Origin of the sequence: Aeromonas sp. 602658, assembly GCF_049173005.1 — a bacterium.
GTDB classification, from domain to species: Bacteria; Pseudomonadota; Gammaproteobacteria; order Enterobacterales; family Aeromonadaceae; genus Aeromonas; species Aeromonas veronii_A.
Genome location: NZ_JAAKRF010000001.1, coordinates 166,549 through 180,142, shown reverse-complemented (window position 1 = coordinate 180,142; position 13,594 = coordinate 166,549). Strand labels below are relative to the sequence as shown.

Annotated in this window: 11 protein-coding genes; 3 read left to right on the top strand and 8 right to left on the bottom strand. The window is 61.0% G+C overall.

The annotated features are described in order from the left end of the window. Positions 1–106 precede the first annotated feature (106 nt). The 8 genes from G5253_RS00755 to G5253_RS00720 all read right to left on the bottom strand — a co-directional run bounded on the left by G5253_RS00755 (position 107) and on the right by G5253_RS00720 (position 10,325). Positions 107–667: a hypothetical protein gene (locus G5253_RS00755; RefSeq protein ID WP_266133900.1), complete on the bottom strand. Its 561-nt coding sequence runs from the start codon at positions 665–667 to the stop codon at positions 107–109. A 34-nt stretch (positions 668–701) separates the two neighbouring features. After that, positions 702–2,126, bottom strand: coding sequence for an FAD-dependent oxidoreductase (locus tag G5253_RS00750; protein ID WP_266133901.1), 1,425 nt, complete (start codon positions 2,124–2,126; stop codon positions 702–704). Positions 2,127–2,228: 102 nt separating this feature from the next. After that, positions 2,229–3,068, bottom strand: a complete 840-nt coding sequence (locus tag G5253_RS00745; protein WP_266133902.1) for an FTR1 family iron permease — start codon at positions 3,066–3,068, stop codon at positions 2,229–2,231. Beyond that, positions 3,068–6,061 carry a YncE family protein gene (locus tag G5253_RS00740; protein ID WP_266133903.1) on the bottom strand — a complete coding sequence of 998 codons (2,994 nt, stop codon included), beginning with the start codon at positions 6,059–6,061 and terminating at the stop codon, positions 3,068–3,070. Before G5253_RS00740 ends, G5253_RS00745 begins: the two co-directional genes overlap by 1 nt. 4 nt (positions 6,062–6,065) lie before the next feature. Next, positions 6,066–6,515 (bottom strand): hypothetical protein, encoded by a 450-nt coding sequence (locus G5253_RS00735; RefSeq protein ID WP_005352687.1) that lies wholly within the window; start codon positions 6,513–6,515, stop codon positions 6,066–6,068. A gap of 299 nt (positions 6,516–6,814) precedes the next feature. Further along, positions 6,815–7,291: a DUF2919 domain-containing protein gene (locus G5253_RS00730; protein ID WP_216953818.1), complete on the bottom strand. Its 477-nt coding sequence runs from the start codon at positions 7,289–7,291 to the stop codon at positions 6,815–6,817. Between the two features lie 150 nt (positions 7,292–7,441). After that, complete coding sequence (gene corA / locus G5253_RS00725) at positions 7,442–8,389, bottom strand: magnesium/cobalt transporter CorA (RefSeq protein WP_266133904.1); 948 nt, start codon at positions 8,387–8,389, stop codon at positions 7,442–7,444. Between the two features lie 292 nt (positions 8,390–8,681). After that, positions 8,682–10,325, bottom strand: coding sequence for an electron transfer flavoprotein-ubiquinone oxidoreductase (locus G5253_RS00720; protein WP_266133905.1), 1,644 nt, complete (start codon positions 10,323–10,325; stop codon positions 8,682–8,684). Between the two features lie 169 nt (positions 10,326–10,494). On the opposite strand from G5253_RS00720, the gene G5253_RS00715 reads away from it, so the two are divergent. The 3 genes from G5253_RS00715 to serC all read left to right on the top strand — a co-directional run bounded on the left by G5253_RS00715 (position 10,495) and on the right by serC (position 13,484). Next, a complete protein-coding gene (locus G5253_RS00715) occupies positions 10,495–11,247 on the top strand; it encodes an electron transfer flavoprotein subunit beta/FixA family protein (protein WP_266133906.1) in 753 nt (250 codons plus the stop codon). Next, a complete protein-coding gene (locus G5253_RS00710) occupies positions 11,244–12,170 on the top strand; it encodes an electron transfer flavoprotein subunit alpha/FixB family protein (protein WP_266133907.1) in 927 nt (308 codons plus the stop codon). Before G5253_RS00715 ends, G5253_RS00710 begins: the two co-directional genes overlap by 4 nt. Positions 12,171–12,395: 225 nt before the next feature. Next, positions 12,396–13,484 carry a 3-phosphoserine/phosphohydroxythreonine transaminase gene (gene serC, locus G5253_RS00705; RefSeq protein WP_120414429.1) on the top strand — a complete coding sequence of 363 codons (1,089 nt, stop codon included), beginning with the start codon at positions 12,396–12,398 and terminating at the stop codon, positions 13,482–13,484. Positions 13,485–13,594: the final 110 nt, after the last annotated feature.

Genomic DNA, 13,594 nt, shown 5'->3' with positions numbered 1-13,594 from the left:
GTAGGGTCGATTAGCGAAGCGTAATCGGCAGTGGTGACGCCCCCCTTCTCCCCTTGCGGGAGAAGGGTTGGGGATGAGGGGGGCTGTCATCATCGATGAGAGGCCATCAAAGCGGCGCCAGCACGGCCATCAGCGCTTTTTCTGCATCGCTAAAGGCAGCGGCATCGGCGGGCTTGGCGCCCACCCCGAATACCCCCGGGTTGCCGATGGCATCCAGCACCTTGGCCAGCGCCTGTTCGGCCGCCTTGCGATCCCCCTCGCTAAGGGAGGGGAGGATCAAGTCGAGGAAGCGCTTGCTCTTGACCACCAGCACCTTGGCAGTCTGGTAGTCGCCAAGGTTCTGGCTGGCCCCTTCGAGGCGGCGCTCGATCTCCGCCTTGTAGGCGCGGTTGAGCAGGGCAGCGGTGGCTGCTGCATCTTTGGCTTTGATGGCGGCTGCCAGCGGCCCTTGCAGCTCCACCTTGTGATGCTGTTCCAGATAGGTCAGTTCGTCGGCAATCTCGCTCAAGGTGGCGCTGGCATCCTTGCTGCCAGTGGCGGCGCCCAGCAGCGCTTCGCGGGCGTCGATTAGTGGCTCCTTGCCGGCGGCGGCGTAGGAGTATGCCTGCGCCTGCCCGCTCAGGGTTAGCAGCAGGGTGAGGGCGAGTAAACCCGGGCGTATGGTCATCCTGTTCTCCTTACTTATGCCAATGGCGCGGCAATCAGGCCACGCTCTGGGTTTCGATCACGGTGTTTTCATTGCGATGGTTAAAGATGGCGTGGCGTCTGTCCACCCCGTCGATCACCATGTCGGCCGCCATCATCCCCATCTCCATGGCGGTGTCGGTGAAGATGTAGCGAAATGTCCCCTGACGGCCGGTCATGATGAGGTTGGTGATGGGCATCAGCGCCTTGATGGCTTCGTTACGGCGAGCCTGATAGCCCAAATCCATCAGCGGATAGGCGTACTCGCTGCGGGCTTCGAAGGTCTCATCGCCAAGCTTCTGGGTATCGACGCCGAGGCTCGCCAGATCAGCTGTAACCCGACCGCGCAGATCAGAGAGCTGTGCCTGCCAGGTGGCATCCCCCGGATTGCAGGGGATCTCCAGCATTACCGAGGTCTGGCCTTGGGGCGCCATAAAGGGGCTGCGGCGGCGCGGCTCCTGCAGGCGGGTGGCCAGAATATGGGGGTCGGAGAGGTACTGCCAGGTGTTGTCCGACAGGTTCTCTGTTTTAAGCGGCATATTGACGAAGCGAAGCGACCGGTATTGGAGATCGCACGGCAAGCCAAGATGCTGGCAGGTGAGCGGCAGCGGCAGGGTGGAGATCACCTGATCAAAGCGTTCGCTCTGTTCAACGTCATCTTGTTTCCAATACACCCGTTCAATACGGCCATCGGCCTGCTCAAGGCGGGTGATGGTAGCGCCGGTTTTGAGCTCAACGCCCTCTGCCACCAGTCGCTCCCCCAGAGTGGTGAAGATCTGGCCGAAGCCATATTTGGGGTAGCGGTATTTGCGGGCATAGGTGCGCACCGAGATACTGCCGTTGCGTCTTGGCAGCAGGCGGCGGGCCACGTCTTTGAGATCGATGAGGCTGATGCGCTGACCGGCCCAGTCGGCGGAGAGCTTGTCCGGGTTGATGCCCCACAGTTTGCCCGTGTAACCCTCGAAGAATTGGCGATAGAGGGTGCGGCCAAAGTGGCTCTGAATCCACTCGGCAAAGCTCGCCTTGGCAAAATCATCCGGCTTCTTGCTAAAGGGCAACAGCAGCAAGTCTTTTACCGCACCGGCCATCAGGGCCAGCGGCGCCGTCTTGAGCAGGTTGGGCAGGTTCAATGGGTAGTCATAGGTGCGCCCGCCAAAGCGGATCACGCTCTTGCGCTCGGCGTGGAGCAGGTCGTCCCCCATCAGTTCGTCGATAAAGGCGAGCAGCTCGGGGTTTTTGGTGATAAAGCGGTGACCGCCGTAGTCAAAGCGATACTCACCATCGCGCCCCTTGAAGGTCTGGGTGGCGCACATGCCGCCGACCACCGGCTCCTGCTCGAACAGGGTGACGGCAAAACCGGCGCAGCGCAGGCGCCAGGCCGCCATTAAACCGGCGGGGCCAGCGCCCAGCACTGCAATGCTTTTCTTGTTGTTATCGCTCATGACCTATTCCGAAACTGCTTGATAGATAAGGGAACCGCGCCAAGGCGCGGCTCCCGAATGGTGTTGTTATCCCGTAGCCTTGCTACCACAGGGCGTGTTGGCTCAGCCCTTGCCAGTCGCGGCACTTACCTGCGGGCGATAGCTGCGCTGCCAGAGGGTAACGAAGATCGCCAGATAGAGGGCCCAGGTCAGCAGCTGCAAGCCAGCGGGTGAGGCATTGTAGCCAAACAGGGCGCGCAGGAAGGTACCAAATACCCCCTGATCGTCGAGAATGTGGCTGATGTTGAACACCGGCGTGGTCCAGAAAGTGATGATGTCTGCCGCCTGCAACATGTTGACGGCGGACGACAGCAGACCTGCGGCGATGATGATGATAAGCAGGCCGGTCCAGCGGAAGAAGGGCGCCAGCGCCACCTTGCGGGTGGAGCGCAGCAGCCCCCATACCAGCGCGATGGAGACCAGCAGCCCCGCCAGCGCGCCCATCAGGCCGGATTGCAGATCTACCCCTTGGCCAGAATAGAGTAGGGCGGAGAAGAAGAGCACGGTTTCAAACCCCTCGCGCATCACAGCCAGGAAGGCGAGCAACACCAGACCAAACAGGTTGCCGCCATCGATGGCGGCATCGATGCGCGCTGTCATGGCCCCTACCTGGGATTTGGCCTGCTTTTGCATCCAGATCGCCATGTAGGTGAGCACCAAGGTGGCGAAGATGAGGATCCCCGCCATCAAGAGGTGGTTGTAGCGCTCGCTCTCGAACTGGCTCACCACCACCTGGAACAGGAAGGCGACGATCAGGGACGCGATAAGGCCAAGCCCCACCCCCAGATAGATGAACTTGTTGTAGCGGCTCGCCCCCAGCTTGGCGAGGTAGGAGAGGCAGATGCCGACCAGCAGGAAGGCTTCCAGCCCCTCGCGCAGGGTAATCAGAAAACTTGCAAACATCAGGATTGAGGCTCCGTAGCGGGCGTGACGGGGAGAGGCTGCAGGGTAAGTTGCAACCGATTTAGCTGCACTATGGGTGGCTCCGGCAAGCTCGGCTCGGCGGCGCGCACCGCATCATTGACCCACTTGGGGTAGGTGCGGAAATTGAGTTTGATATCGGCCTTGAAGGGCCCTTGGGCTTCTGCGGGCAGCGGCCAGGCTTCATCGCGCCAGCCATCGGCCGGAATACGGGTATCTTCCAAGAGTTTGGCGTAGCGCCAGAACTTAAGCCCCACCGGCTTGCCCTCGGCATCGCCGAACACTTTTCTGAACAGTCGCGCATCTTCGGGGACTGCGCCATCCACCGGCTGGCCGCTGGCAAGCACCACCTTGCCACTGGCGTCGGTGACGGTCAGCTCCAGCCAGAGTTCACGGAAATCGGCCACCCCGGTGGGCAGGGCATGGCCTGCGCCGGTATTGGCGACCCGCACCACCAGTTGCTGGTTCTTATCTGCAGCCTGTTCGATACGGGCGGAGAGGGTAGCGCTGGAGCGCAAGAGCGCCAGGCTCTCCTGCTCAAGGTCGGGATTTCGCAGCCCCACCAGCTGGTGCTGGGCGCCGGTAAAGTTGTGGCGATAGAGCCGCGCCTTCATGGTGCCGTTTTCGGTGGACTGGCCCGTCACCGGCGCGCCGCCATTGCCCGGCTCCGGGTTCATATGGCAGTCGATGCAGGTGCGCCGTTTAGCGGGATCCTCGGCCTTGGCGAAGCTGGACTTTTCCCACTCGTCCCAGGTGTTGACGATATTGGCGCCGGTGCCCGGGGCAAACTCGTTGTGGCACGACTTGCACAGGGCCGCGTCGCGGTAGAAATCCTTTTGATAGGAGGCTTTGTGGGCCGCCGGACGGGCGTTGATCTGCCGCTCGGCCAGCCAGTGCTGGAGGCTGCCGCCCGGGGCATCCTCGAACACATAGCTCTCGCGGTCTTTCAAATTCACGGTAAAGGCGCTGTTGCCGCCCGCATCTTCCACTTTGGTGATGCGATGACAGAGCACACAGCCGGTCCCTTCCTCAACCACAGGTTCGCCCGCCTTGTGGGCGGCAATCAGCGAGGCGCCGCCCTGCTCGAACATGTGGGAGCCCTTGGGCAGATCCAGCTGGCCTGTCATCACCTGCTGGGGCATATGGCAGCCTTGGCACCACTGACCGAACGCTTCCCCTTCGGTTTCGCGGGCCAGCGCTTGCACCACCTTGTAGTAGGGGTGGGAGTTGCCCATCAGCCGGTGGTTGCTCTCGCTCCAATCCTTGAAGGCCTGTTGGTGGCAGTTCTGGCAGGAGGCGGAGTTGAGCCACGCCTTCGGATGAGTGGTTGGCGCCTTGGCGGGATCCGTGCGCGGAGCATCTAGTCGCAGCCAGTTGGCAAGATAGGGGAGGTTGCCATCGGCGGTGACGAAGGCGTGCAAGTCCTCCATCATCGCTTTCACTTCCGGTTGGGGCCTCGCGGGGTCAACCGCCTCGGCCCCATCGCGGATGTCATGGCCCATGCCGCCCTGGGTCTGCTGGGTCATGCGCAGGTATTCGCCGATAAAGTCCCCGGCCACCATATTGGCAAGGTTGGCGTGGCCGTTGATGGCGTTGTCGCTGCTCTTCTGGCGATGGGCCGCCATCAGATAGCGGTTGGTGAAGTTGAACCCGTCCAGATGGCAGGAGTTGCAGCTCATCCAGTTGTCCCCCGCCATGGGGAAGCGGCTATTAGCCGCAGTGTTGCCCAAGTTGAACAGCCGCTCGCCGCGCTTGAGTGGTTCGGGGCGGGGATCCATCTCCACCAGCTTGGCGAAGTGGGGCGCATCAACCGTGACCCGGGCAAACGGGCCGCTGCCGCCGCTATTGAGGCGGGTGAGATCCTGCCCCATGGCGTTGTGCACCAGAATATGGTCACCGTCGATCAGCAGGTCCCGCGGATTCTGGCCCGGCAGGTGACGCAAGAGCTGGGTTGCTTTGGCGCCCCCCTGAAATTTCTTGCGGCGGTGGCGGTTGTTGTTGGATTTGCCGCTGCGCGACAGGTCGAACACCAGCAGATCTTCCGAGCCGGCCAGGGTCAGGTAGACCCGCTTGCCGTCGGCGGCGAAGCGCGCAGCAAACGGGTTGGAGACGATCTGGCTGCGATTGCCGACGCTTGGCAGGTTGATCTGCAAAAAGAGCTGCTTTCTTTCATCGACCCGCTCTTTCTCCTCATCGAGATCGATGATGGAGACGGCCGGAAAGACGGTGCTCTGAAACTGGAAGGGGTGGCTGAAGCTCCACAGCACGTGGGGCAACCAGGCCTCGCTGCCATCAGGGGAGAGGGCGATGCCGTCGAGCAGGCGTGGCAACCCTTGCGAGTCGCTCGGCGTATCGCTGTGGGTCTCGGCCAGGGTGATGAGGTTGGGCTTGGGAAGCGAAGCTCCCTTGGCGCCATGGCCAAGTTTGGCGAGATCATAGATGGCGAGCTGGCCTGTCATGGCGTGGGTCAGCAGCAGGCGATCGTTGTCGGTCAATGCCAGCCCACGGGGAGTCTCGGCTGTTTCTGCATCCAGCTTGAGGTTGCCTGTGGTGTCGTAGGCCTGCAGGCGAGCGGATTCGAACAGCGTGATCCAGAACCACTGCCGCTTGGCATCGAAGATGACGCCGTATGGTCTATGGCCGGTGGGGATCGCCTTTTCCAGATCGAGATCATCATCCAGCAGCAGCAGGCGATCGCCGCTGTAGTCGGTGACCAGCAGGGTGCCATCATCGGCGCGGGCCAGCTGGCGCAGATCGCCCCCCAGCGGCACCTCTTTGAGCCGCTTGCCGCTATCGCGCTCAAGCAGGGTGACCGAGCCAGCGCTCAGGTTGGCGGTGACGAGGCGCGGGCTTTGCCCCTCCTCATAGGCGATCATCCCGGCGCCCATCTGCTGGGCCAACGCAAAGGGGCTGGCCAGCAGCAAGACGAGGGCCAGCAGGGGTGACAAATATGCAGAGAACGATGACTTCAACATGGGATCAGGAGCGCCATTTCAAGATGGTCCAGCGCCAGGCGTGGCGCAGCACCAGAGGAGTTAACGCCAACGCGCTCAGCCAGTGGGCCCAGCTGGCGAGGTTGCCCATGGCATCGCCCGGAGTGCCGTGCAGCACCAGCAGCAGGCCGCTGGCCAGACAGATCAGCAGCAGGGCTTCAATAATCCGCCCCGTGGTGCGCAAAAAGGGTTTGTTGCTGCGGTTCAACAAGCTGCGGTGGGAGAGCCAGAAGGCGCCAAACAGCAGGGGAAACAGGGTGAGCGAGAGCATCACATGGAAAAACAGATTCCAGCGTGCCAGCGACCAGAGCGGGGTCAGCGGCTCCCACAGCAGCAGGCCGGAGAAGAACATCAGATAGAGGGTGCCCTCGGCGGCCTGATGGTGGTAGGCCAGCCACTGCCAGAATTGTCGGGGTGAGAGAGAAAGGCTTGTCATAAAGGCTCCAGCACCCGGGCGGGGCCGCCCGGGGGGAGCAAGTTTATAACGCAGTAAGAGTAATGAAAAGTGTTATCAATTCCATTGATAATGAATCAAGCCTGAATGAACGGGGTGACCTAACACGACGATTGATAATTCCTTATCCGCTTGGCCGCCACCTATGGGGCGAGAGTGCGGGCGCAGCCGCTCCTCGACAGCGGGGCAGCTTGCGGCTCGGGGTTATGGCCGCGCGTCGGGCGTTCAACTCACCAAGAGGCCTTTTATATTTATTTCAATTGATTGCAGCTAAAACTTGGCTAGATGTTCGACTCCTGATGAGGATCATCAGCAGCATATTCCCGTAGCTGGCGACTGCGCAGCAGATACCAGAGTGACCAGAGGCTGGCGACCAGCACCAGTGCGGTAGGCCAGCTGAATGACCACTTCTGCAGATTGAGGCTGTGCAACTGCATCAGCAGGCCGCTGACGGCAGAGCAGAGCAGCAGCAGCGGGCTGTGGCGCCGGAGTCTGGCGCGAATGCTCTGGGTCTGCTGATAGGTGCCCCCGCAGGCGAGCAACGCCAGCATGGCGGGTACGTCGGTCAGCAGGCTGATGTAGAGGGTGATCTTGTCCGGATAAAAGAGGGTCAGGATCTCGCTGCCGCTCTCGCGGGTCACTCCCGCCATCAGAAAGAGCCAGACCGAGCGGGTCAACAACAGGGCGATGGGCCAGAACCAGAGGGGTGGGCGCAACTGGCCGTGATCGTCATATCGGTGTTCGGGGTAGAGGGTCATGGTTGCCCGATATCCATTCATAGAGTGCAAGTGATGCAAGGGATATGGGGCGAAGGCGAGCCCTTTGCAAGGCGCGGGAGAGAGCGGGAATTAATCGGGGGGCCATGCCCCCCAATCCGCGAAAAGTTGTCTTGTGCCGAGCGGCTGGCGTTACAGCCACCCCTTGCGCTTGAAGAAGAGCCCGGTGCCCAGCGATGACATCACCATCAGCACCAGCGAGAGGGGATAGCCATACTCCCAGGCGAGTTCAGGCATGCGGCCGAAGTTCATGCCGTAGATACTGGCGATCAGGGTCGGCGGCAGGAAGATCACGGCGGCAACCGAGAAGATCTTGATCACCTTGTTCTGCTCCAGATTGGTCACCCCCATGGAGGCCTCCAGCTGGAAGTTGATCTTGTCGAACAGGAACTGGGTGTGAGGCAGCAGTGACTCCACGTCGTGCAGCATCTCGTCGATCCACTTGTTCTGCTCGAGGCTCATGCGCTGGCGCAGGCTGCGTTTGAGGAAACGCAGGGCGCGGCGGGTATCGTGCAGGGAGAGACGGATCTGGCCGTTGGCCTCTTCCTGTGCCAACAGCTCCTTGAGCATAGGGTTGATCTGATCCGGCTCGAAGATCTGATCGGCGGTGTTTTCCAACGTCTTGTAACCATCTTCGATAAGATCGGAGAGGTACTCCACCTTGAGGTTTTGTACCTCCAGCAGGATATCGAGGGCATCCTCCACCTCCAGCCGATCCTGGCGCATATAGTGGCGCAGCAGGCGCACCAGCCCGATGTCATCTTCACGAATGCTGATCAGCAGGTTGTTGCGCAGGGTAAAGGAGACGTGGACACCCTTGGTGTCACGACCGATCCGCTGGGGAAACAGGGAGTGAATGTGCAGACCATCGGTATCCCAGTAGAAACGGGCGGATGCTTCGATGTCGTCGAGCTCCTCCTTGTCGGGAACCTCTTCCAGGAACAGGCCCGTCAACCATTCTCGCTCTGCCGTGTCCGGCTTGTAGGCATCCAGCCAGACCGTGTTGTCAGGTACTATGTCGTCAGGCCCGAGCGTGACTATGTCCAGCACCTTGTTGTTGAGAATGTAGGCGGTGATCATCTGTCCCCCCTTAAAAAGTCATGGGTAATCAGGGATGGTTGCACAGGTCATGCGGCCTTAGATCGCAGCAGAAGGCGATCCCGTGGATAAGCAGATCGGGCCGATGGAAAACCTGAATGCGGCGAACTATACAGGGGCGGGCCGCGCTTGTCAGGGGCTATTCATCAGGGATTCAGCTTGTTTGTTCAAAAAACCAGCGAGGTCGGATCACCTGAGCGGCTATGCGGGGTAGAACCCGCCTTTGGCTGGGGGAGGGCTAGCTGGGGCTGCTTGTTGCCGCTGCCCCGCTTCATCACATATTCGGATAATTGGGCCCGGAGCCCCCCTGTGGTGGAGTCCAGATGATATTTTGACTGGGATCTTTAATGTCACAGGTCTTGCAGTGAATACAGTTGGCAGCGTTGATCTGCAGTTTGGCCGCACCTTCCGTTTCCAGTACTTCAAACACCCCTGCCGGGCAGTAGCGTTGGGCGGGTTCGGCCCAGGTGGGCAGATTGACCTCGACCGGAATGCGCTCGTCCTGCAGCTTGAGGTGACAAGGCTGATCCTCGTCGTGACTGGTGTTGGCCAGATACACAGACGAGAGCTTGTCAAAGCTCAGCTTGCCATCGGGTTTGGGATAATGGATGGGCTCGCAGCGACTGGCCACGCGCAGCTGACGATAATCGTGCGCCTTATCGAGCAGCTTGAAGGGCGAGTTTGCGCCAAACAGCCGTTGCTCCAGCCAGTTGAAGGCACCGCCTAACCAGGGACCATAGCGGTGAAGCGCCGCGCCGAAGTTACGCGCCGCCTTGAGTTCGCAGGCCAGCCAGCTCTGGTGCAGTTCGTCGCCATACTGTGCCAGATCTCGGCCCCCCTCATCGCCTCCCCGCAGTGCCATTGCGACGGTTTTTGCCGCCAGCATCCCCGATTTCATGGCGGTGTGGATCCCCTTGATGCGGGAAAAGTCGAGGGTGCCCGCATCACAACCGATCAGCAGGCCGCCGGGAAAATGCATGCGGGGCAGGGCGTGCCAACCCCCCTTGGTGATGGCGCGGGCGCCGTAACTGATGCGCTCCCCCCCTTGCAACACGCCGGCGATAAGCTGGTGATGCTTGAGGCGCTGGAATTCGTCGAACGGGCTGAGCCAGGGGTTCTGGTAGTTAAGATCGACAATCAGCCCGACCGCGACCTGATCCCCCTCCATGTGATAGAGATAGAAGCCACCGTGGCTATTGCCACCCCTCTGCTTGCCAAGGGGCCAGCCACTGCCGTGCAGCACCTGTCCCGCTTTGCCTTGACCTACTGGCAGTTGCCACAGCTCCTTGAAGCCGATGGCATAGTGCTGGGGCTGGGCAGGGCTTGCCAGGTTGAAGTCGGCGATCAGCTGTTTGCCGAGATGGCCTCGGGCCCCTTCGGCAAAGAGGGTGTAGCGGCCGAGCAGCGCCATGCCGGGCACATGATCAGCTTTTGGATTGCCCGCCCGATCCAGCCCCAGATCGCCGGTGATGACCCCCTTGACCCGGCCCGCTTCCATGATAAGTTCGCTGGCGGTAAATCCTGGGTATATTTCGACTCCCAGTTTTTCCGCCTGCTGGCCAAGCCAGCGGCAGAGATTGCCGAGGCTGACGATGTGACAGCCCTCATTGTGCATCCGGGGTGGCACCGCCCAGGCGGGGAGTTGCAGGGAACGTTGCTCGCTTTGCAGCAGATGAACCTGATCGTCGCTGACCGGCACGCCGAGCGGCGCTTGTTGCCAGCAATCCGGCAGCAGCTCTTGCAAGGCGACGGGATCAAACAGGGCGCCGGAGAGCAGATGGGCGCCAATTTCCGCCCCCTTCTCCAGCAGGCAGACAGAGAGTGTGGCATCCTGCTGTTTCAGGGCGATGGCTGCACTGAGCCCCGCCGGACCGCCGCCGACGATGACGACATCAAATTCCATTGCTTCCCGTTCCATCTTGCCTCTGCGCTCTGGTTGGCCTAGGGTAATGCTGGTAGTTTACGTAAACGTAAAGCAGTTGTAAGCAAAACTGAGCAAGAAAAAGCAAAAAATCAGGGAAGAGCGTACTGCAACAAACGCAGAGGCACACTAATGAATTCAATCCAAAGAGACGAGGCATGACCCCATGAAGCTGCTGGTCGCAATCAAACGGGTAGTCGACTACAACGTCAAGATCCGGGTGAAGGGAGACGGCTCCGACGTGGAGCTCGCCAATGTGAAGATGGGGATCAACCCCTTTTGTGAAATTGCGGTGGAGGAGGGGGTCAGGCTGCGGGAAGTGGGTATCGCCAGCGAGCTGGTGGTGGTGACCTTCGGCCCTGACGCTGCCGCCGAGCAACTGCGCCATGGGCTGGCGTTGGGGGCGGATCGGGCGCTGCATTATGTCACCGATGAGACGCTCACCCCGCTGACTGTCGCCCGCGCCTTGCACAAGGTGTGTGAGAAGGAGCAGCCGGATCTGGTGCTGCTCGGCAAGCAGTCCATCGATTCAGACAACAATCAGGTGGCCCAGATGTTGGCTGCCCTCAATGAGTGGCCGCTGGCGACCTGCGCGTCCGCCCTCAAGGTGGAAGCGGGGGAGCTGTTGGTGACCCGCGAAATCGACGGTGGCCTTGAGACCCTGGGCATGCCGTTGCCTGCTGTGGTGAGCGCCGATCTGCGTTTGAATGAACCGCGTTTTGCCTCGCTACCCAACATCATGAAGGCCAAGCGCAAGCCGCTTGATAGCGCTCCGTTTTCGACACTCGCCGTTGAGGTGGCCAACCAGACCCGTTTGCTCGGGGTGATGGCGCCGCCAGCCCGCAGCGCCGGGATCAAGGTGGGCTCGGTGGACGAGCTGGTGGACAAACTCAAACACGAAGCGAAGGTGCTGCCATGAGCGTGCTGATCATTGCCGAACATCATCAGGGCCATCTGGCCGACAACGTGGCACAACTGGTCACCGCCGCCGTCTCCATCGGCGGTCAGGTTGACCTGTTGTTGCTGGGTCAGGGGCTGACCGAGGCGGGTGAACAGGCGTCTGCCATTGGCGGTGTCGACAAGGTGCTGCTTGCCGAACATCCCCTGCTGGCCGACGGGCTGCTGGATGGGGTCGACAAGCTGCTGGCCTGCTGGTGCGAAGGTTACAGCCACTGCCTGATGGCGGCGAGTGCCATGGGCAAGGCGCTGCTGCCACAGGTGGCGGCCCGGCTCGGGGTGGAGATGCTCTCCGAGGTGACGGCTATCGAGAGCAGCGACACCTTCCTGCGCCCCATCTATGCGGGCAATGCCATCGCCAGAGTGGCAAGCTCGGCGCCCGTCAAGGTGATGACGGTGCGGGCCACCGCGTTTGCCAAGGCGGCGACGGGCGGGCAGGCTCTCATCGAGCCCTTGGCCGTGCCCGAATTCGCTGGTCGTACCCGGTTGGTCGAGCGCCGCGCGGTGCGCTCCAGCAGGCCCGAACTGACCGCCGCCCGGGTGGTGGTCTCCGGTGGCCGGGCACTGGGGTCCAAGGCGCAGTTTGCTTTGATAGAAGCGCTGGCCGACAAGCTGGGCGGCGCGGTGGGGGCATCGCGGGCCGCCGTTGATGCGGGATATGTCGCCAACGATCTGCAAGTGGGACAGACCGGCAAGGTGGTGGCGCCCGAGCTCTATATCGCGGTCGGTATTTCGGGCGCCATCCAGCATCTGGCGGGGATGAAGGAGTCGAAGGTGATTGTGGCCATCAACAAGGACAGCGATGCCCCCATCTTTCAGGTGGCGGACTACGGACTGGTGGGGGATCTCTTCACTCTGCTGCCGGAGCTCACCGCCAAACTGTAAATTTGTCAGAAATGGCTGAGCTGTGGTGGTTTATGCGCTCTGCCCGCCATTTCTGTGCATGTTCCCTGCAAGCCCTGACCCGTTCAGGGCTTTTTCTACTGCAAGGGGGATGCAGAATGACGGTAAAATGTTGAGCCAGCTCCCAAAAAGCCTTTGATCCGCTGGCTGCTCTTGTGTAAAACCTGACAAGTCATCGATTACTCTCATCCACTCACGGAAAGCGTCATGAGCAAACAGATTTACAACTTCTGCGCCGGCCCCGCCATGCTGCCGGTTGAAGTCATGGAGCGCGCCCAGCGCGAATTTTGTAATTTTCAAGGGCTGGGAGCCTCGGTCATGGAGCTTTCCCATCGCGGCAAGCCCTACATGGCTGTTGCCGAGAAGGCCGAAGCGGATCTGCGTGAGCTGCTGGCGGTGCCGGACAACTACAAGGTGCTCTTCATGCACGGCGGCGGCCGCGGTCAGTTCTCCGCCGTGCCCATGAACCTGCTGGGTGGGGCCAACAAGAAGGCGGACTTCCTGCTGACTGGCGTCTGGTCCCAGAGCGCGGTGGATGAAGCCAAAAAGTATGGCGATATCCAGACCTTCCAGGGGGTTGCCAAGAACGAGCAGGGGATTTCCCACCTGCTGCCGACCCCGGCGTTTCGCGCCGATGCGGCTTATGTTCACTACTGCCCGAACGAAACCATTGACGGCATCGAGATGTTCGACATCCCGGCCACTGGCGAGGTGCCGCTGGTGGCGGATCTCTCCTCCACCATTCTCTCCCGTCCTCTCGACGTGAGCCGCTTTGGCATCATCTATGCCGGTGCCCAGAAGAATATCGGGCCGTCCGGGCTTGCCATCGCCATCGTACGCGATGATCTGCTGGATCAGGCCAGAGCCGATGTGCCCTCGATTTTTGACTACAAGCTCACAGCCAAGAACGACTCCATGTTCAACACACCGCCCACCTACGCCTGGTATCTGGCCGGCTTGGTGTTCGAGTGGCTCAAGGAACAGGGTGGCCTCGAGGCGATGGAAGCACGCAACAAGGAGAAGGCCGACTTCCTCTACGACTATCTCGATCAGTCGAGCTTCTATGGCAATCAGGTGGATGTCAGCTGCCGTTCGCGGATGAACATCCCGTTCCAGCTGAAAAATGCCGAGCTGGACAAGCAGTTCCTGGCCGAATCGGAAGCGGCCGGCCTGCTGGCCCTCAAAGGGCACCGCATCGTCGGTGGCATGCGCGCCAGCATCTACAACGCCATGCCGCTGGAGGGAGTGAAGGCCCTGGTCAGCTTTATGGATGGCTTTGCCAAACGCAACGGCTGAGAACAGAGCACCTATGTGTTTGCTGGTGGCCTCTCGTGACAACCAGTGAGCCGCTTCCAGCTATTGCAGTGATTCAAGACGCCGGGGATACCCCGGCGTCTTTTTTTCAA